The 18,265-nt window shown below is 73.6% G+C and carries 19 protein-coding genes; 6 read left to right on the top strand and 13 right to left on the bottom strand.

Translation table 11 applies throughout. The features are described 5' to 3' along the window. Positions 1-9: 9 nt before the first annotated feature. Positions 10-849 (bottom strand): oxidoreductase, encoded by an 840-nt coding sequence (locus BMY97_RS05755; protein WP_091613564.1) that lies wholly within the window; start codon positions 847-849, stop codon positions 10-12. A 97-nt stretch (positions 850-946) separates the two neighbouring features. On the opposite strand from BMY97_RS05755, the gene BMY97_RS05750 reads away from it, so the two are divergent. The 5 genes from BMY97_RS05750 (at position 947) to BMY97_RS05730 (ending at position 5,891) form a co-directional block, all read left to right on the top strand. Continuing rightward, positions 947-1,849 carry a LysR substrate-binding domain-containing protein gene (locus BMY97_RS05750; protein WP_091613561.1) on the top strand — a complete coding sequence of 301 codons (903 nt, stop codon included), beginning with the start codon at positions 947-949 and terminating at the stop codon, positions 1,847-1,849. 68 nt (positions 1,850-1,917) lie between these two features. Further along, positions 1,918-2,265 carry a YciI family protein gene (locus BMY97_RS05745; RefSeq protein WP_091613558.1) on the top strand — a complete coding sequence of 116 codons (348 nt, stop codon included), beginning with the start codon at positions 1,918-1,920 and terminating at the stop codon, positions 2,263-2,265. Between the two features lie 2 nt (positions 2,266-2,267). Further along, complete coding sequence (locus BMY97_RS05740; RefSeq protein ID WP_091613555.1) at positions 2,268-3,482, top strand: RNA polymerase sigma factor; 1,215 nt, start codon at positions 2,268-2,270, stop codon at positions 3,480-3,482. 156 nt (positions 3,483-3,638) lie between these two features. Continuing rightward, positions 3,639-4,631, top strand: coding sequence for an aldo/keto reductase (locus BMY97_RS05735; protein ID WP_091613552.1), 993 nt, complete (start codon positions 3,639-3,641; stop codon positions 4,629-4,631). A gap of 180 nt (positions 4,632-4,811) precedes the next feature. Beyond that, positions 4,812-5,891 carry a GDSL-type esterase/lipase family protein gene (locus tag BMY97_RS05730; RefSeq protein ID WP_091613548.1) on the top strand — a complete coding sequence of 360 codons (1,080 nt, stop codon included), beginning with the start codon at positions 4,812-4,814 and terminating at the stop codon, positions 5,889-5,891. Positions 5,892-5,905: 14 nt separating this feature from the next. Here the strand turns inward: BMY97_RS05730 and BMY97_RS05725 are convergent, their stop codons facing one another. The 6 genes from BMY97_RS05725 to BMY97_RS05700 are packed head-to-tail and all read right to left on the bottom strand — an operon-like array spanning position 5,906 to position 9,645. Continuing rightward, complete coding sequence (locus tag BMY97_RS05725; protein ID WP_091613545.1) at positions 5,906-6,205, bottom strand: hypothetical protein; 300 nt, start codon at positions 6,203-6,205, stop codon at positions 5,906-5,908. Further along, entirely contained in the window at positions 6,192-6,419 is a 228-nt protein-coding gene (locus BMY97_RS05720) for a hypothetical protein (protein ID WP_091613542.1), read from the bottom strand. The genes BMY97_RS05725 and BMY97_RS05720 overlap by 14 nt, the downstream gene beginning before the upstream one ends. Before the next feature lie 48 nt (positions 6,420-6,467). Continuing rightward, positions 6,468-6,923, bottom strand: a complete 456-nt coding sequence (locus tag BMY97_RS05715) for an Lrp/AsnC family transcriptional regulator (protein ID WP_091613539.1) — start codon at positions 6,921-6,923, stop codon at positions 6,468-6,470. Continuing rightward, positions 6,920-8,062: a M24 family metallopeptidase gene (locus tag BMY97_RS05710; protein ID WP_091613536.1), complete on the bottom strand. Its 1,143-nt coding sequence runs from the start codon at positions 8,060-8,062 to the stop codon at positions 6,920-6,922. The genes BMY97_RS05715 and BMY97_RS05710 overlap by 4 nt, the downstream gene beginning before the upstream one ends. Before the next feature lie 36 nt (positions 8,063-8,098). Continuing rightward, positions 8,099-8,752 carry a CPBP family intramembrane glutamic endopeptidase gene (locus tag BMY97_RS05705; protein WP_245787170.1) on the bottom strand — a complete coding sequence of 218 codons (654 nt, stop codon included), beginning with the start codon at positions 8,750-8,752 and terminating at the stop codon, positions 8,099-8,101. After that, positions 8,749-9,645 (bottom strand): NAD(P)H-binding protein, encoded by an 897-nt coding sequence (locus BMY97_RS05700; RefSeq protein ID WP_091613533.1) that lies wholly within the window; start codon positions 9,643-9,645, stop codon positions 8,749-8,751. Before BMY97_RS05700 ends, BMY97_RS05705 begins: the two co-directional genes overlap by 4 nt. A 149-nt stretch (positions 9,646-9,794) precedes the next feature. On the opposite strand from BMY97_RS05700, the gene BMY97_RS05695 reads away from it, so the two are divergent. After that, positions 9,795-10,745: a 5'-3' exonuclease gene (locus BMY97_RS05695; RefSeq protein ID WP_091614564.1), complete on the top strand. Its 951-nt coding sequence runs from the start codon at positions 9,795-9,797 to the stop codon at positions 10,743-10,745. A gap of 51 nt (positions 10,746-10,796) precedes the next feature. Here the strand turns inward: BMY97_RS05695 and BMY97_RS05690 are convergent, their stop codons facing one another. The 6 genes from BMY97_RS05690 to tatC form a co-directional block, all read right to left on the bottom strand. After that, positions 10,797-12,020 (bottom strand): GNAT family N-acetyltransferase, encoded by a 1,224-nt coding sequence (locus tag BMY97_RS05690; RefSeq protein WP_091613530.1) that lies wholly within the window; start codon positions 12,018-12,020, stop codon positions 10,797-10,799. 41 nt (positions 12,021-12,061) lie between these two features. Next, entirely contained in the window at positions 12,062-12,424 is a 363-nt protein-coding gene (locus BMY97_RS05685; RefSeq protein WP_091613527.1) for a DUF4333 domain-containing protein, read from the bottom strand. Between the two features lie 108 nt (positions 12,425-12,532). After that, positions 12,533-13,324: a DUF4333 domain-containing protein gene (locus BMY97_RS05680; protein ID WP_091613524.1), complete on the bottom strand. Its 792-nt coding sequence runs from the start codon at positions 13,322-13,324 to the stop codon at positions 12,533-12,535. Between the two features lie 165 nt (positions 13,325-13,489). Beyond that, positions 13,490-16,273 (bottom strand): DEAD/DEAH box helicase, encoded by a 2,784-nt coding sequence (locus BMY97_RS05675; RefSeq protein ID WP_091613522.1) that lies wholly within the window; start codon positions 16,271-16,273, stop codon positions 13,490-13,492. 73 nt (positions 16,274-16,346) lie between these two features. Next, positions 16,347-17,228: a diacylglycerol/lipid kinase family protein gene (locus BMY97_RS05670; RefSeq protein ID WP_091613519.1), complete on the bottom strand. Its 882-nt coding sequence runs from the start codon at positions 17,226-17,228 to the stop codon at positions 16,347-16,349. 7 nt (positions 17,229-17,235) lie between these two features. Further along, positions 17,236-18,195, bottom strand: coding sequence for a twin-arginine translocase subunit TatC (tatC, locus tag BMY97_RS05665; RefSeq protein ID WP_091613516.1), 960 nt, complete (start codon positions 18,193-18,195; stop codon positions 17,236-17,238). Positions 18,196-18,265 lie beyond the last annotated feature (70 nt).

Raw genomic sequence — 18,265 nt, 5'->3', positions numbered from 1 at the left:
CTGGCCGGGTCAGGAGAACGCGGTCGCCCGGCTGACGTCCTCCCACGCGGCCAGGTCGGTGGCCACGGACTCGTGGTGGGCCCGGATCGCCTCGACCGCGTCGGCGCCGAGGGCGAGCCGCAGCGGCGCGTCCGGGTCGCCGACCGCGCGGACGATCGCCGCGGCCGCCTTGGCCGGGTCGCCGGACTGGGCCCCGTCCATGCTGTTGACGGCTGCGCGGGTGTCGCCGGTCGAAGCGGCGTACGCGTCGAGCTCACGCGAGCGGTGCATCGCGCCGCCGCCGAAGGACGTGCGGAAGGCACCCGGCTCGACGATCAGCACCCGCACCCCGAACGGCGCGACCTCCGCGGCCAGCGACTCCGAAATGCCCTCCAGCGCGAACTTCGCGGCGCAGTAGGCGCCGAAGCCCGGTGGCGCGGTCTGCCCGCCCATGGAACTCATCTGCACGACCACGCCGCTCCCCTGCTCGCGCAGGTGGGGCAGCACCGCCTTGGTGACCTCGACGGCGCCGAAGAACATGACGTCCATCAGCGCCCGCAGGTCGGTGACGGCCAGCTCCTCGACGGCGCCGACCGAGCCGTGGCCGGCGTTGTTCACCACCACGTCGATCCGGCCGAACTCGGCCAGCGCGGTCTTCACCGCCGCTCGCACCTGCGCGGAGTCGGTGACGTCCAGCGCCGCCGCGCGCAACCGTCCGGCACCCTGCTCGACCAGCTCGTCCAGCGTCTCCGGGCGGCGCGCGGTCGCGAGCACCCGGTCCCCCGCCGCCACTGCGGCCAGTGCCAGCTCGCGGCCGAAGCCGGTCGAGCAGCCGGTGATCAGCCAGACGCGGCCGTCGGTGTTCGTCATCGGTTTTCCCTCCTGATGTGGTCCTGGTTCCCGATCTTGGCGACGCCCGGGCACCGGTGCCAGCACCGGTTTCCTGGCGGGGCTACAGTCGGAGCCTGTGACCCCGGAGCTTCGGCAGTTGCGGTACTTCGTCGCTGCCGCTGACGAAACGAGCTTCACGCGCGCCGCGGCCGGCCTGCACGTCGCGCAGCAGTCGCTTTCGCAGCAGATCACCGTCCTGGAACGGATTCTCGGCACGAAGCTGTTCGACCGCGACGGCCGGGGCGCGCGGCTCACCGCCGCCGGCGAGGTGTTCCTGCCCGAGGCCCGCGCCGTGCTGGACCGCGCCGAGGAGGCGGTCGCGACGCTCGCGCGCGCCGTGCGAGGCGAGATCGGCACCCTGCGGCTGGCGTTCCTGGCCTCCACGGCGAACTACCTGCTGCCACCGGTGGTCCGGGCGGCGCGCGACCAGCTCCCCGGCCTCACGCTCAGCACGGCGGAAGTGTCGATCGCCGAACTGGTCGACGGCGTGCGCGCCGGCCGTTTCGACGCCGCCTTCACCCGTCCGCCACTGGTCGACGACCTGGCCGGCCGGACGCTGATCACCGAGCAGGTCTGCGCGGTGCTGCCGGACGGGCACCCGCTCGCGGACCGGGCCGGCCTGACGCTGTCCGACCTCGCCGGCGAGCCGTGGGTGCTCACCCCGCGCGCGAGCTGGGAACCGTGGCACCGCAAGTACGACGCCGACTTCGCCGCCGCGGGATTCACCCCGCGGGTCGTGCAGCGCGCGGTCACCGTGCAAGGGCTGCTCGGGCTGGTGGCTGCGGGCGTGGGCGTCACGCGGCTGGCGCGTTCGGCCCACAGCCTGCGCCGCACCGGGGTGGTGTTCGTGCCGCTCGCCGGGGATTCCGCGCGCACCGAGATGGTGTGGCGGCCCGGGCACCGTTCGTCCGCGCTGGGCGACCTCGCCGGCGTCGTGACCGCGCTGGCCGCCGCCACCGATCTCACCGGTTCCGGCTGAGGGCTGTCGAAACGGCCGAGTCCCGAACGCGAGAGGGAGTGACCGCACCCGAGGAGAGGGAGTTCCCGATGAAGCAGTACCTGCTGAGCGTCTACCAGCCCGACGGCCCCGTGCCCGCCGCCGAGGTCCTCACCGAGATCGCCGGGCGGCTCGACGCGCTCAACGCGGAGCTGAAGGCCGCCGGCGCCTGGGTGTTCTCCGGCGGCCTGCACGAACCCGGCTCGGCCACCGTCGTCCGCGCGAAGGACGGCGACGTGCTGATGACCGACGGCCCGTTCACCGAGGGCAAGGAGCACCTGGGCGGGTTCACCATCGTCGCGGCGCCGGACCTCGACGCCGCGCTCGGCTGGGCGGGCCGGATCGCCGCGATCACCGCCCTGCCCGTGGAGGTCCGGCCGTTCCAGGGCGAGGCCTGAACGTGTCCACTGTGGACGCCGAGACGCTGGAGCGGGTGTTCCGGGCGGAGTACGGCCGCACTGTCGCCGTGCTGACCCGGGTGCTCGGCGATCTCGACCTCGCCGAGGAGGCGGTGCAGGAGGCGTTCACCGTGGCCGCGGACCGCTGGCCGTCCGCCGGGCTCCCGCCGAGCCCGGCGGGCTGGCTGGTGACCACGGCGCGGAACCGGGCGCTCGACCGGCTTCGCCGCGAATCCTCCCGCGACGACCGGCACGCCCAGGCCGCGCTGCTGCACGCCCGCGGCGAACCCGTCGAGGAGGGACCTGTGCGTGACGAACGGCTGCGGCTGATCTTCACCTGCTGTCACCCCGCGCTGGGCCTGGCGGCGCGGGTCGCGCTGACCCTGCGGCTGCTGGGCGGGCTCACCACCGGCGAGATCGCCCGCGCGTTCTTCGTGCCCGAGCCGACGATGGCGCAGCGGCTGGTGCGCGCCAAGGCGAAGATCCGCGACGCGGGCATCCCGTACCGGGTGCCCCGCGACGCCGACCTGCCGGACCGACTGACGGCCGTGCTCGCCGTCGTCTACCTCGTTTTCACCGAGGGCCACACCGCGGGCGCGGGCCCGGCGCTGGACCGGCCGGACCTGGCCGCCGAGGCGATCCGGCTGGGCCGGCTGCTGGCCGACCTGATGCCGGACGAGCCGGAGGTGCTCGGCCTGCTCGCGCTGATGCTGCTGACCGAGTCCCGCCGGCCCGCGCGCACCGGTGCCGGCGACGCCGTCGTGCTGCTCGCGGCCCAGGACCGCACGCGCTGGGACGCCGCGCTGATCGCCGAGGGGCAGGAGCTGGTGCGCCGGTGCCTGCGCCGGGACCGGCCGGGCCCGTACCAGCTGCAGGCCGCGATCAACGCCGTGCACAGCGACGCCCGGGCCGTCGAGGACACCGACTGGGCCCAGATCGTCGGGCTCTACGACCATCTGCTCACCTTCAGCCCGACGCCGGTGGTCGCGCTCAACCGGGCGGTGGCCGTCGCGGAGGTCGACGGCCCGGGCCCGGCGCTGGACCTGGTGGACGCCCTCGGCCTGGACGGCTACCACCTGTTCCACGCGGTCCGCGCCGACCTGCTCGCGCGGCTGGGCCGCACCGGCGAGGCCTCGGCCGCCTACGCCGACGCGATCAAGCTCAGCGGGAACGAGGCCGAGCGGCAGTTGCTGGAACGCAAGCGCGCCGCGCTGTAAGCAGGCTCTCGCCGCATCGGAGCCGAAACCCCATGGGCCAAGGCAGCGTCGAGCGCGAGCCGGCTTGACCTGGAGCGTGCTCCAAGTCCTAGCGTCGGAGGCGTCCGTCAGCTCTCGAGGTGCCGCCCGGTCCCCGGGCAGGAGGAGTATCCGCGCATGATCACCCGAACCACGCTCGGCTCGCCCGGTCTCGCCGTCAGCTCGATGGGCCTGGGGTGCATGGGGATGAGCGAGAGCTACGGCGCCGCCGACTGGGACGGCGGCCTGGCCGCCATCGGCCGGGCGCTGGAGCTGGGCGTCACGTTCCTGGACACCGCCGACGCCTACGGCACCGGGCACAACGAGGTGCTGGTGGGCCGGGCCATCCACGGCCGCCGCGACCGGGTGCAGCTGGCCACCAAGTTCGGCATCGACCGCAGCGCCGGCGATCGGGCGCGCCGCATCCGCGGTGCCCGGGACTATGTGCTGCGCGCCTGCGACGCCTCGCTGCTGCGGCTGGGCGTCGAGGTGATCGACCTGTACTACGCCCACCGCCCGCCCCAGGACGTGGAGATCGAGGAGACCGTCGGGACGATGGCCGAGCTGGTCGAGGCGGGCAAGGTCCGCCATCTGGGCCTGTCCGAGGTCGACGGCGGGCTGCTGCGCCGGGCGCACGCGGTGCACCCGATCACCGCGGTGCAGAGCGAGTACTCGCTGTGGACGCGCGACGTCGAGGCGGTCACCCCGGTGATGGCCGAGCTGGGGGTCGGGCTGGTGCCGTATTCGCCGCTGGGGCGGGGGTTCCTGACCGGCGCTCTGGACCGTTCCACGTTGGGCGAGAAGGACTTCCGGCGCACCAACCCCCGCTTCGCCGGCGAGGCGGGCGAGGCCAACGAGAAGATCGCGCAGACCGTGCGCGAGGTGGCCGGACGGCTGGGTGCCACCCCGGCCCAGGTGGCGCTGGCCTGGGTGTACGCCCAGGCCGAGCGGCTCGGGGTGGCGGTGGCGGCAATTCCGGGCACCCGCAGCCCGGCTCGGCTGGAGCAGAACGCGGCCGCGCTGGAGCTCACCCTGGACGCCGAGGCACTGGCCGCGCTGGCCCCGCTGAGCGACCAGGTGCTGGGCGAGCGCTACACCCCCGCGCACACCGCTGAGGTCGCTCGCGGTTAGCCACCGCCACCGGGCGGCTGCCCTGCCCGACGTGCACCCAGCGCTGCTCACCGCCGCTGCGGCGCCGAGGGACGGACCAGGCGTTACGGCCCAGCGCAAGGCTTGCCGGATCCGCACCACCCGGCGCTCTGGCGGCATGGCCACGATTTCGCGCTGATCGCTCGCTAGACTCGGGCGGCGATGCGACGATTCAGGTGGTGGTGGGGGGCGCTGGTCCTCGGCTGCGTGGCCGTTCTGGCGGGGTTCTTCCTTCTCTTCGGCGCTTCGAGCCGGTCCGGGCAGCCGTTGCCGCGGCCGGGGCCGCCGGGCACGGGCCCGTTGACCGTGGTCGCCATGGGCGACAGCACGGTGTCCGGCGAGGGCGCGGGCAGTTACACCCCGGACACCGACGGCCGGAACGGCGATTGGTGCCACCGCTCGGCGGACGCGTTTGTGCAGAAGGTGCGGATCCCCGGCGTGACGGCGCGGGTGAACTTCGCCTGCTCCGGGGCGCCGTCCGGACAGGTCGCGCTCGGCGGGCAGCCGCAGTGGGGCGAGCCCTCGCAGGCCGGGCAGCTGGCGAAGGTCGTGAAGGACCATCGGGTGGCCGCGGTGGTGATCGCCGTGGGCGCGAACGACGACCCGCAGTTCTCCGCGCAGGTGACCGACTGCTTCAAGGCCTGGTTCAGCATCGGCGGGCCGTCGTGCAACGTGGCGCTGCAACGGACCTGGAAGTCCAAAGTGGACGCGATGGTGCCGAAGGTGGTCAACGCCGTCGGCGATGTGAAGAAGGTGCTGGCACAGGCCGGTTACGTGCCGGCGGACTACCAGCTGGTGCTCCAGTCCTACGCCACCCCGGTCGGCCCCGGCATCCCGGCGAACCTGCAGAGCCTCGACGGCTGCCCGTTCCGCACCGACGACCTGAGCTGGATCGCGAGCACGGGCATCACGACGCTTTCGGCGGGCCTCAAGCAGGCCGCCGTCCAGAGCGGCGCGCGGTTCCTGGACCTGGCGCGCGCGGGCGCGAACCACGAGGCGTGCAGCGGCGGCGCGGACCCGGCCAAGGAGTGGTTCACCCGGCTGACGCTGCACCTGAGCGACCTCGGGCAGACCGACCGGGCTCAGCACGCGCTGCAGGAGTCCTTTCACCCCAACGCCGCGGGCCACGCCGCGATCGCCGACTGCCTGACGGAGTTCCTCGCCGTGCGAGAGGGCGACGCCGCCTGCCTGAGCGGGCCCGACGGCAAGCTCCACGCGGTCCCGGAGGTCACCGCCCGCTGATCAGCGGGCGGTGGTCAGAGGTCGAGCGCGGCGCGGAGGGCGACGTCGATGTTCTCCTGCACCTCGGCGTCGATCTCGGCGATGCGCTCGTCGAACCACGGGCGGTACAGGCGCGTGAGATTGAGCGTGGACACCCAATAACGGGCGTCCACGGCGACCCCGAGGATGTCCTGGGGGTCGCGGTCGAGCAGTTCGGTGCCGAGCAGCCAGGGCCGCTCGGATTCGTTCACCCCGTCCGAGGACAGCAGGACCACGGTGCGGGTCCTGGCCGGATCGGTCGGGGGGTGGTACGTCCAGACTTCACCCCTGCGCACGCATGTCCTTTTCCGCCGCGCTCCGCTCGGCCTCGTCGGACTCCGCGGCCGGCGCGGCGGGCGCATGCTGCGGGGTGTAACCGGTGCGTACCGCCTCACGCCGGGCTGCTTTCGACAGCCAGGAGGAGACCGAGATCCCGTGTGCCCTCGCGGCCCGCTCGGCGAACTCGAGCGCCCCGCTGTCCAGGGAAAGTGTCACCTTACGTGTTGCCATACCTTTTATCGTACCAGTGACCGCACCGTCGGGAGCGGTTCTCCTTGCTCAGAGCGTCGGCGACCGGCCCTCGAACGGCGTCGAGAGCACCACCGTGGTCCGCGTGGAGACCTTCGCCGCTTCACGGATGCGGCGCAGCAGGTCCTCCAGGCCGAGCGGGGACGCGACCCGGACGAGCAGGATGTAGGACTCGTCCCCGGCGACCGAGTAGCAGGACTCGATCTCGGTGATGTGCTGGATCCGCTGCGGGTAGTCGTCGGGGGCGGCGGGGTCGTTGGGGGTCAGCGAGATCAACGCGGTGAGCGGCAGGCCGATCTGCTCGCCGTCGAGCCGCGCGGTGTAGCCGAGGATGACCCCGCGCTGCTCGAGCCGCCGGACGCGCTGGTGCACGGCCGAAACCGACAGGCCGACGCGCTCGGCCAGGTCGGTGAAGCTGCGCCGCCCGTCGGCCGCCAGCTCCTGCACGATCGACTGGTCGAGCGGCTCCAGGCCGGGCACGGTCATGCGTCCAGCACGGTCAGCTCGTGCGGCCGGGTGTTGAAGGCCTCGACGCCGCTCTCGGTGACCACCACGATGTCCTCGATCCGGGCGCCCCAGCGGCCCGCCTGGTAGATGCCGGGCTCGACGCTGAAGGCCATGCCCGGCTCGAGCGGCAGCTGGTTGCCGGCGATGATGTAGGGCTCCTCGTGCACGTCGAGGCCGATGCCGTGGCCGGTGCGGTGGATGAAGAACTCGCCGAACCCGGCGGCCTCGATGACCTCGCGGGCGGCGGCGTCGATCCGCTCGGCGATGACGCCGGGGCGCACCGCGTCGACTGCGGCCTGCTGCGCGCGCTGCAAGACCGCGTACGTCTCGGCGACGTCGGCGTCGCGCGGCTCGCCGACGGAGTAGGTGCGGGTGCTGTCGGAGTTGTAGCCGTCGGGCAGCGGGCCGCCGATGTCGACGACCACCACGTCGCCGCGCTGGATCACGCGGTCGGACACGTCGTGGTGCGGGCTCGCGCCGTTCGGGCCGGAGCCGACGATGACGAAGTCGGCGCGGCTGTGGCCCTCCTCGACGATGGCGGCGGTGATGTCCCCGCCCACCTCGGCCTCGGTGCGGCCCGCGCGGAGCCACTCGCCGACGCGCGCGTGCACGCGGTCGATGGCGGCGCCGGCGGCGCGCAGGGCGGCGATCTCGGCGGCGTCCTTGCGCATCCGCAGCTCGCGCACCACGGGCCCGGCGAGGGTCTGCTCGGCGTCGCCGAGGGCCGCTCGCAGGGCGAGCACGTGCAGCGCCGGGGTGAAGTCGCTGACCGCGACCCGGCCGGGCTTGCCGAGCCGGTCGGCCACCAGCCGGTACGCGTCGTCGCCGTCGACCCAGGTGAGCACCTCGATGCCGAGCTCGGCGGTGGGCACGTCGGCGTAACCGGGGGCTTCCAGCTTGGGCACGACCAGCGCCGGGACGCCGTCGGCGGGCACCACGAGAGTCGTCAGCCGCTCGAACGAGCCGCCCGCCTGGCCGAGCAGGTACCGCAGGTCGGAACCGGGGGCGATGAGCAGGGCGTCGGTGTCCGCCTTCGCGGCCGCGGCGGCGGCGCGGTCGAGGCGGGCGCGGAGCGCGGCGGCGTCGGGGGCAGGCGTGTGGAGGGATCGGCGCGACATGCGATGGAGCCTAGTACCGGTGCGGACGGTGGTCCGTCACCCGGGCTGGGCCGGAGTTTCGAACAGCGGCGGGAGGTAGCGCAGCATCAGCGCGGACCACACGAGGTGGGTCAGCAGCGGGGCCTGGACGCCGCCGGTCGCGCGCCGCTGGAGCCCGAACACCGTGCCCATCACGAGCGAGGCGAGCACCAGCGCCGGGTTGCGGGTCGCGACCGTGGACAGCGCGTACACCGCGGTCGAGGCCGCGACCGCCGTGCCGGGCTCCTGCACGACGCCGCGGAAGAAGACCTCCTCGGCCGCGCCCGTGGCGAGGGTGGTCGCGAGCACCGCCGGGCCGGAGCCGCGGTGGGCGTAGGCGAGCACGCCGGTGAGCGCGCGGGAGAGCACCGGGATGCGGCGGGCGACCAGCGCCGTGGCGTAGAACACGCCGAACGCGCCGGCGCCGATCAGCACCGGGGTGGCGACCGGGTGACGGGACCGGCCGCGCGGGGGCGGCCCGGCGGCGAGCCCGCCCGCGATCCAGGTGGCGGCGACGGCGTTGGTGAGGACGTAGAAGCGGCCGGAGCCGGGCCGGGTGGCCAGCGAGAGGCCGAGCAGTCCGGTGCCCGCGGCCGTGAAGGCCGTCAGGAGGCCGCGCCGCCCTCGGCCGCCGGTCGTGAAGGAGGTGGGCCGGCCGCGTGACGCCGTCAAGCCGCCCGCCGTTCGCGGGCGCGCTCCCCCAGCGCGGCCAGCGCGGCGGCGTCGTAGTCCATCGGCTCGAACGGGACGACCTTCCGGATGCCGTCGTCGCGCACCACGACCTCGTTCGCCATCGAGTCGATCAGGGTGCGGCCGGTGGTGACGTCGACGTCGGTGACCAGCGCCAGCCAGTACGAAGACAGCCGCGGCGTCAGCAGCGGCACCGGCACGATCAGCGGGCTGCGGCCCTCCAGCTCGGCCAGGCGGCGCAGCATGTCCACGTAGGCGAGCCGCTCGGTGCCGCCGATGTCGAACGTGCGCCCCTCGGCCTCGGCGGGTTCGAGGACCCCGGCGAGGTAGCGGATGACGTCGGCGATCGCGATCGGCTGGGTGCGGGTCGCGGCCCAGCGCGGGGTGACCATGGCCGGCAGGTGCTCGACCAGCTGGCGGGTGATCTCCCAGGAGATGCCGCCGTGGCCGACGACGATGCCGGCCCGCAGCGCCGTGACGGGCACGCCGGTGGAGCCGAGCAGGTGCTCCACCAGGCGCCGGCTGCGCAGGTGGGCGGACAGGTCGTCGGTGTCGTCGCCGAGCCCGCCGAGGTAGACGATGCGGCCCACCTTCGCCTCCTTGGCGGCCAGGGCGAACGCGCGGGCGTGGGCGGCGTCGCGGCGTTCGAAGTCGGCGGCGTCGAGGGAATGGATGAGGTAGTACGCGGCGTCGGCGCCTTCCATCGCGGTGCGCAGTGAGCGCGGCTCGGCCACGTCGCCGCGGACGGCGGTGCCGGCCCCGGTGTACTCCGCGGGCCGCCGTGTCATCGCGCGGACCTCGTGCCCGGCCTCGGCGAGCACGGGCGCGAGCCGGCTCCCGACGAAGCCGGACGCCCCGGTCACCAAGACCTTCACGGCCGTCCCCCGCTCGTCGCCTGCCCTTGTTCGTCCGGTGTGGACATCGTGCTCCCCTCCTGGCTCGTCCCCGCCCGGTTACCCCGGCCGGGCCCGGGGCAACCGGCGCGGCACCGACGGTCCGGCGCCCGGCATGGCACGCTGTGCGGGTGACCGGACCACTCGCCCTGCTCGACTCGGCCAGCCTGTACTTCCGCTCGTTCTACGCGCTGCCCGATTCGATGACCGCGCCCGACGGGACCCCGGTGAACGCGGTGCGCGGCTTCACCGACACGATCGCACGCATCCTCACCGACCGCCGCCCGTCGCGGCTGGTGGCGTGCCTGGACGCGGACTGGCGGCCGAAGTTCCGCACCGACCTGCTGCCCAGTTACAAGGCCCACCGGGTCGCGGTGCCGGGCCACGGCGAGAGCGAAGCGGACGTCGAAGAGGTGCCGGACACGCTCACCCCGCAGGTGCCGGTGATCCTCGACGTGCTGGCCGCGTTCGGCTTCGCCACCGCCGAGGCCGCGGGCTACGAGGCCGACGACGTCATCGGCGCGCTCGCCACCCGCGAGCGGGACGCCGCGGTGGAGGTCATCACCGGCGACCGCGACCTGTTCCAGCTGGTGCGCGAGGAGCCGACGCCCACCGCGGTGGTGTACGTCGGCAAGGGCTGGGCGAAGGCGGAAGTGCTGGGCCGCAAGGAGATCGCCGAACGCTACGGCGTGCCGGTCGAGCACGCGGGCCCGGCGTACGCCGACATGTCCGCCCTGCGCGGTGACCCGTCCGACGGCCTGCCCGGGGTCGCCGGCATCGGCGAGAAGACGGCGGCGAAGCTGATCACGCAGTTCGGCTCGCTGGAGGAGCTGATCGCCGCGTCGTCCTCGGGCGACGCGCGGGTGCCGCTCAAGACGCGCCTGCGGCTTTCCGACGCCGCCGACTACCTCGCGGTCGCCCCCACCGTGGTGCGCGTCGCCGTGGACGCGCCGGTCGAGGTGTCCGGCCCGGACGCGGTGCCGACGACCCCGGCCGACCCCGAGCGGGTCGCGGAACTGGCCGAACGGTGGAACCTGGGCCGGTCGGTGGACCGGCTGCTCGCGGCGTTGCCGAAGGACTGATCCCCGGCGACGGCGAAGCGTGGATTGTCCAGAGTGGACAGACGCCGGTGGCTAGAAGTGCGTGCCGCACCATGGCCTGCGCTCGGTGGTGAACAGGGTGTCGGCGCGGGCGGCGGCGGATGGGTCGGTCGCGGTGAGGCGGCCGGCTTGCAGCAGGGTCGTCGCGCGCCACTCGCCGAGGTAGAGCATCGCGAGGGCTTCGGGGTCGAGCTGGAGGTCCGCCGGCGCGTCGGTGCGGTGGGCGCCGTCGGGGCCGACCGTGTAGTGGCCGGTGTTGGCGGGCAGCTGCGGGTCGGTGAGGCCGAGCACCACCGGGGCGGCGGCGCCGTAGGTGCGGGCGGTCAGTGCCGCGGGCACGTCGACCAGCCGCAGCCAGAGCTGGTCCCCCAGCTCGGTGGTGTGGGCGCGGCGCGGGTCGGTGAGCAGGACGCCGACGGGGTCGTCCACCGGACGGTCACGGGCGACGACCGTGCCCACCAGGTCGACCGACAGCAGGAAGCGCCACAGCCCGGCGATCGCCGCGGGGTCCGCGCCGTTGAGGTCGCGCACGTCCAGCAGCGCGCGGCGCCCCGGGTCGTCGGTGCTGGCCCGGTCCACGCTGCGGAAGACGGCGAACCCGTCGTCCTCGCCGTTCAGTCCGGTGTGGACGGCCACGCGGTACCCGCCGCCGTACCGGACCTGGCGGTTGTGCTCGCCCGGCCACCAGTAGGCGGGGCGAGCGAGCAGGCCAGGCCGGGGGGCGCGGGCGATGATCCGCTGGTACAGCGTGGGGATCTGCACCACCGCCTCGTTTTCGTCGAGCAGCCGGACGGTGCCGGTGCGCGGGGCGCTGTCCCGGATCCGGGCCGGGTGCTCGACCCGGATCGACCGGCTGAACGTGGCGGCGCCGTAGCCGAACCGGCCGTAGATCACCGCCTCGCTGGCGTAAAGCGCGGCGAGGGTGACGCCGCGGGCGGCGAAGTCCTCGAGCTGGGTGCGCATCAGCGCGCTGACGACACCGCGGCGGGTCCAGTCCGCGCGGACCCCGACGCCGTCGACCGCGCCGGTGCTCAGGCGCGCGCCGCCCGGCACGACCGCCTCGGTGTCGAACGAGCCGGTGATCCCGATCGGGCTGGTTCCGGCGAACGCGCCGAACTTCCGCTCCGCGGCCCAGGAGCCGGCGTACTCGCGCCAGGATTCGTCACTCGGCACGCGCGAGTGCAGGGCCTGCATCAGGAGCGTGAAGGTGGGCCGGCGCTCGTCCTCGGTGATAGGGCGTACCGCGAAGTCCGTCATGCCCTGATCAAACCAAGCCGGCCGGTCCGGGGCCACGCGATTTACCGGGGCGCGTCCACCCGGTACTGGCCGCCGGTGCCGGTCACGGTGATGGGCACGCCTTTCCGCTCCCCCGCGACGTCCACTGTGCACTGGAACCGGTTGCCGTCGGTCACGGCCTGCCGGTCGGGGCAGGTGACCTCGCCGAGGTCGTGCAGCCCGTAGTTTTCGGAGAGGACCTTCGTGACGCCGGCGCTCATGGCCTTGGCGTCGAACACCCGGACCGGCGGCGGGGACGAGGCGACGGCGGAAGAGCGGCCGAAAGTCGTCGTCCACTCGGGCTGCCCCGGCTGCGGGCCGGAAGCGCAGCCCGCGGCGGCCAGCAGCCCGATCACGCACAAACCCAGCACCCGCACCGCGCGCATGCCCACGATCCTCCGCCCCGAAGGCCCTTGGTCAAGGTCAGCAGAAAGTACCGCACCCCACCGCGCTCCGCGTCCCGGCCAAGCCGTCCGTTGCGTACTGTGCCGCGGTCACTGCGAGCTGGGCGGCGAGACCTCGTAGTTGCCGTCGGTGCCCTTGACCGTGATCGGGACCTGTTGCGGCTTGCCGCTGATGGTGGCGGTGCACTCGAACTTCGCGCCGTCGACCACCTTCTGCTCGGCCGGGCAGGTGACGCCGGTGACGCCGGTGATCTTGTACGTGTCGGTGAGCAGCTTCGCCACGTCGGTCTGCATCTGGGTGTTGTTGAAGACCTCGGTGCGGAAGAACCCGGGGGCGACGAAGCCGAGGATCGCGACCACCGCGACCACGACCACCAGCGCGCCGATGCCGATGAACAGGCCCTTCTTCGAGCCGCCCGGCTCCTTCTCCCCCGCACCGGGCGCGGGCTGGCCGTAGTCGTACTGGCCCTGCTGCTGCGGTTGCTGCCCGTACTGCTGCTGGCTCGGCGGCTGGCCGTACAGGGGCTGCTCCTGCGGCCCGCTCTGCGGATACGCGCCGCCGGGCTGCTGCTGCCCGTACTGCGGCTGGTTCGGGTCGTAGGGCTGGCCGTACTGCTGCGGCGGCGGCTGCTGGCCCCACTGGGTCTGCTGCGGCGGGGTGTAGCCGCCGGGCTGCTGGCCGTACTGCGGCTGCTGCGGTGACGGGGGCTGGACCCACTGGGTGGGCTGCGACGGATCGTAGGGCTGCTGGGGTGGCTGCTGCCCGTACTGCTGCGGGTTGTAGGGCTGCTCCTGCGGCCCGCTCGGCGGGTACGCGCCGCCCGGCTGCTGCCCGTAAGGGGGCTGCTGCTGCGGGTCGTTGCCGCCATACGGCGTGCTCATCGTTCGCCTCCGCCTCGCTTCGCCTGGTCTCGAGCGCGATCCAACCACAGGTCGGGGCCGAGCACACGCGCCCACGCACACCCTGTCCGCCAGGTGCGCCACAGCTGCCCCCGAACGCTCCCGGGTAACGGGGAATTCACGCTCGCCTGGTCACCCTGCCCACGCTCACGCCGCCCCGGCCGCGACGACTCCCCGGCGCAGCGCGCGGACGGCCTCGGCCGCGGTCGCGCCGACCGGGTCGGCCTTGCCCAGCACGTCACGGATCTGGTCGAGCAGGTCGATCACCTGGCGGCACCAGCGGACGAAGTCGCCCGCGGACAGCTCCTGGCCGTTGGTCTCCGCGGCGGTGAGCACCTTCTCCAGCGACTCGCCGCGGGCCCACCGGTAGACCGGCCAGGCGAACCCGGCGTCGGGCTCACGGGTGCGGTCGAGGCGGTGGCGGCGCTCGTCCTCGGTCAGCTCGACCCACAGCCGGGTGGTCTCCTGCCAGGCGGCGGGCACACCGCCGCTGGGCAGGCGCGGCTCACCCGCGGTGTCGCGGCGGGCTTCGAACACCAGCGTGGAGACGACGGCGGCCAACTCGGCCGCGCCGAGGCCGGCCCACACGTCGTGGCGGATGCACTCGGCGGCCAGCAGGTCGGACTCGCTGTAGAGCCGGGTGAGCCGCTGGCCGTGCTCGGTGACGCGGTCCTCGCCGTCGCCCGCCGTCGCCGGCCCGAGGTAGCCGCGCTCGCCGAGCAGCGCGAGGATCCGGTCGAACGCCCTGGCGAGCGAGTGGGTGGTCGCGGCGACCTTGCGCTCCAGCTGGGTGGTCTCTTCGGTGAGCCGCTGGTAGCGCTCGGCCCAGCGCAGGTTCGCCTCGCGCTCGGCCAGTCCGTGGCAGGGGTGCGAGCGCAGGGCGCGGCGCAGGCTGGCCAGCTCGGCGTCGTCGTCCGCGCCACCGCGGCGGCGCTGGCGGCCGGGCAGCGCGATCCCGGCGTTGCGCAGCGACGAAGCGATGTCGCGGCGGGTCCGCGGTGAGCGCAGCTCGATGTGCTTGGGCAGCCGGATGTGCCCGAGCGGCTCGACCGGCGCCGGGAAGTCGGCCACCGACAATGGTCCGGACCAGCGGTCTTCGGTGACGACCACGGGGCGCGGCTCGCGAATCGGGTCGAGCCCGGGGTCGACGACCACGGCGAGCCCGGCGCGGCGGCCGGCCGGGACCGCGATCACGTCGCCCTTGCGCAGCTTCTCCAGCGATTCCGCCGTGCCCGCGCGCCGGGACGCGGTGTTCTGCCGGGCCAGCACCTTCTCGCGGTCGGAGATCTTCGCGCGCAGCTCGACGTACTCCAGCGTCTGCGCGAAGTCGCCGGTGACGGCCTTCGCGTAGCCCTTGAGGGCTTCCTTGTTGCGCTCGATGCGCCGCGCGGTGCCGACCACCGAGCGGTCGGCCTGGAACTGGGCGAACGACTGTTCCAGCAGGTCGCGGGCGGCGTCGGCGCCGACCTGGGCGACGAGGTTCACGGCCATGTTGTAGCCGGGCCGGAACGAGGACCGCAGCGGGTACGTGCGGGTGGAGGCGAGGCCGGCGACCTGCTTGGGGTCGACGCCGGGCTGCCAGGACACGACGGCGTGGCCCTCGATGTCGATGCCGCGGCGCCCGGCGCGGCCGGTGAGCTGGGTGTACTCGCCGGGCGTGAGGTCGACGTGCGCCTCGCCGTTGTACTTGACCAGCCGCTCCAGCACGACGGTGCGGGCGGGCATGTTGATGCCGAGCGCGAGGGTTTCGGTGGCGAACACGACCTTCACCAGGCCGCGGACGAACAGGTCTTCCACGGTCTCCTTGAACGCCGGCAGCAGCCCGGCGTGGTGCCCGGCGATGCCGCGCTCCAGCGCGTCGCGCCATTCCCAGTAGCCGAGCACGCCGAGGTCGCCCTCGGGCAGGTCCTTGGTGCGCTCCTCGACGATGCGGCGGACCTCGTCGACCTGCTCGGGGCCGTTGAGCCGCAGGCCGGAGCGGACGCACTGGGTGACGGCGGCGTCGCAGCCGGCGCGGGAGAAGATGAACACGATCGCGGGCAGCAGGCCGGCGTGGTCGAGCCGTTCGACGACGTCCACGCGGGAGGGCGGGCGGAACCGGGGCCCGCGCTGGGGCGCGCCGCGCCGCCCGCCGCCGCGAGGGCCGCGGAAGCCGCTGGGGCCGGCGAACCGGCCCATTTCCTCGGTGCGGCGCAGGAGGCTGGGGTTGATCCGCAGCTCGCCGCCGGGGTCGGCCTCGTCCTGGCCGGCGAACAGGTCGAGCAGCTGGTTGCCGACCTGCATGTGCTGCCACAGCGGCACGGGCCGGTGCTCGTCGACGACGACGGTGGTGTCGCCGCGGACCTCGACCAGCCATTCGCCGAACTCCTCGGCGTTGCTGACCGTGGCGGACAGGCCGACCACGCGCACGTGCTCGGGCAGGTGCAGGATCACCTCTTCCCAGACCGCGCCGCGGAACCGGTCGGCGAGGTAGTGCACCTCGTCCATCACGACGTAGCCGAGTTCGGGGATGGCCGAGCTGCCGGCGTAGAGCATGTTGCGCAGCACCTCGGTGGTCATGACGACCACCTGGGCGTTGCCGTTGATGGAGGTGTCGCCGGTGAGCAGGCCGACCGCGTCGGCGCCGTACCGGGCGACGAGGTCGGCGTACTTCTGGTTCGACAGCGCCTTGATGGGCGTGGTGTAGAAGCATTTGCGGCCCTCGGCCAGCGCCAGGTGCACGGCGAACTCGCCGACCACGGTCTTGCCGGCGCCGGTGGGCGCGCAGACCAGCACGCCGTGGCCGTTCTCCAGCGCCTCGCACCCGCGGACCTGGAAATCGTCGAACTCGAAGGACACCTCGCCGGCGAACTGGGTCAGCCGGGGGTACTTCCCGCGGCGCCGCGAGACCGCATAGGCCTCGGCCGGGGACTGAGAAGGGCTACTGGCCACTCCGCCAGGGTTCCACACGGCACCGACAGTCCGCACGCCGCGTGACGATCAGCGCCGCTTTTCAGTGCTGTGGTCAGGCGACGACGGTCAGCGCGTCCGGCACGCAGGTGACGGTGAACGGCGCGGTGCCCTGGGATTCGCCGTCGGCGTAGGCGGGCCAGCCGGGGCCGGTGAGCGTCAGCTCGCGGGCGCGCAGGGTGCGGACGGCGGGGTGCGTGACGTGGCCGCCGGAGCGCAGGCCGGGCAGCAGGCGCAGCAGCTGGAGGCGGGTGGCGGCGCCGATGACGGTGACGTCGAAGAGGCCGTCGTCGGGGGTGGCGGCCGGGCAGATGGGGACGCCGCCGCCGTAGAACGGGGTGTTGCCGATCGCGACGAGGGTGGCGTCGAGGTCGAGGGTGGTGCCGTCGGCGGTCAGGGTGAGCGGGCTGGGTCGGAACGCGGCCAGCTCGGCGAGGATCGCGACGTCGTAGCGGTGGGGGCCGGACGGCCAGCGGAGCCGGTTGGCGCGGGCGTTGACGCTGGCGTCGAAGCCGGAGCAGAGCACGGTGGCGAACCAGGTGTCGCCGGTGCGGCCGAGGTCGATGCGGCGGCGGGCGCCGTTCTCCAGCGCGGTGACGAGGGCGGTGACGGCGGACGGCGCGTCCGGCGGGCTGCCGAGCGCGCGGGCGAAGTCGTTGCCGGTGCCGGAGGGGACGAGGCCGAGGGCGACGTCGTGGTCGGCGCAGAACTGCACGCCCTGGTGGGCCGCGCCGTCGCCGCCGAGGACGATCAGCACGTCGAGGCCCGCGTCGTGGGAGGTGCGCATCAGGGCGCGGGACTCCTCGACGGTGTTGGCCACCAGCACGTCGAGGCGGTCCACGCAGGGGCGCAGCCGGGCGGCGACGGTGTCCGCGATGCGGGCGGCGGCGCCGTGTCCGGAAGCGGGGTGCACGGCCAGTGCCGCGTGCAGGCCCATGCGAGCGTTACGTGATGTCGTCGGTGCGGTTGCCGCCACCGCGGGCGACGGGTTCGTCGTCGGCGGTGCTCGGGGTGTAGTCGAACGGCGCGGCCTCGTCGTCGGCCAGCTGGTCCCAGCCCTCGTCCTTGCGGACCTTGTCGCGCTTGCGGTCGTGGAACCGCGCGATCTGGATGGAGATCTCGAACAGGACGGTCAGCGCGGCGGCGAGGCCGAGCATCGAGAACGGGTCCGAGCCGGGGGTGGCGAAGGCGGCGAAGACGAACAGCGCGAACACCAGACCGCGGCGCCACTTCTTCAGCTGCTGGTACTTCACCACGCCGACGCGGTTGAGCATCACCACGAGCAGTGGCAGTTCGAAGCTGACGCCGAAGATCACCAGCAGCGACAGGATGAACGAGATGTACTTGTCCGCGGTGAGCGCGGTGACGAACTGCTCCTGGCCGAAGCCGGCGAGCAGGGCCAGCGCGTGCGGCACGAGGTAGTAGGCGAGCACGGCGCCGGCGGCGAACAGGACCGAGGCGAACCCGACGAAGGTCAGCGCGTACTTGCGCTCCTTGGAGTACAGGCCCGGGGCGATGAACGCCCAGAACTGGTACAGCCAGAACGGCGAGAGCAGCACGGTGCCCGCGGCGATGCCGACCTTCAGGCGGACCATGAAGATCTCGAACGGGACCGTCTGGAGCAGCTTGCAGCCGCCCTGGTCACTGCCGAAGCGCTGCGAAGCCGGGATGGCGCAGTACGGCTGGGTCATGATGTTGCCCAGCGACGGGATCGGGCCGAGGTGCTGCTCGAACCAGATCCAGCCGAAGATGCCGCCGATGACGATGAACAGCAGGGCGAACCCGAGCCGGCGGCGGAACTCGTAGATGTGCTCGATGAGCGTCATCGTGCCGTCGGGGTTGACCCGTCGGCTGCGGCGCCGACGGTTGCTCCGGCTGCCGTTGCCGTTGACGGCTTCCGCCACTGGTCGTTCCGTTCTCATCGTCGGCCGCGCGAGCGCGCCGGGTGGTCAGCGCGCTGCGCGGCAGGGGGGA

The sequence above is a fragment of the Amycolatopsis saalfeldensis genome (genome assembly GCF_900110575.1).
Lineage (GTDB): Bacteria > Actinomycetota > Actinomycetes > Mycobacteriales > Pseudonocardiaceae > Amycolatopsis > Amycolatopsis saalfeldensis.
This window is presented reverse-complemented; position numbering and strand designations above follow the sequence as displayed.

What these genes read in the sequence shown, in the direction of transcription:
- BMY97_RS05755 (WP_091613564.1), bottom strand. Translation starts at nt 849, where the DNA reads ATGACGAACACCGACGGCCGCGTCTGGCTGATCACCGGCTGCTCGACC.
- BMY97_RS05745 (WP_091613558.1), top strand. Translation starts at nt 1,918, where the DNA reads ATGAAGCAGTACCTGCTGAGCGTCTACCAGCCCGACGGCCCCGTGCCC.
- BMY97_RS05735 (WP_091613552.1), top strand. Translation starts at nt 3,639, where the DNA reads ATGATCACCCGAACCACGCTCGGCTCGCCCGGTCTCGCCGTCAGCTCG.
- BMY97_RS05730 (WP_091613548.1), top strand. Translation starts at nt 4,812, where the DNA reads ATGCGACGATTCAGGTGGTGGTGGGGGGCGCTGGTCCTCGGCTGCGTG.
- BMY97_RS05720 (WP_091613542.1), bottom strand. Translation starts at nt 6,419, where the DNA reads ATGGCAACACGTAAGGTGACACTTTCCCTGGACAGCGGGGCGCTCGAG.
- BMY97_RS05715 (WP_091613539.1), bottom strand. Translation starts at nt 6,923, where the DNA reads ATGACCGTGCCCGGCCTGGAGCCGCTCGACCAGTCGATCGTGCAGGAG.
- BMY97_RS05710 (WP_091613536.1), bottom strand. Translation starts at nt 8,062, where the DNA reads ATGTCGCGCCGATCCCTCCACACGCCTGCCCCCGACGCCGCCGCGCTC.
- BMY97_RS05690 (WP_091613530.1), bottom strand. Translation starts at nt 12,020, where the DNA reads ATGACGGACTTCGCGGTACGCCCTATCACCGAGGACGAGCGCCGGCCC.
- BMY97_RS05685 (WP_091613527.1), bottom strand. Translation starts at nt 12,424, where the DNA reads ATGCGCGCGGTGCGGGTGCTGGGTTTGTGCGTGATCGGGCTGCTGGCC.
- BMY97_RS05680 (WP_091613524.1), bottom strand. Translation starts at nt 13,324, where the DNA reads ATGAGCACGCCGTATGGCGGCAACGACCCGCAGCAGCAGCCCCCTTAC.
- BMY97_RS05670 (WP_091613519.1), bottom strand. Translation starts at nt 17,228, where the DNA reads ATGGGCCTGCACGCGGCACTGGCCGTGCACCCCGCTTCCGGACACGGC.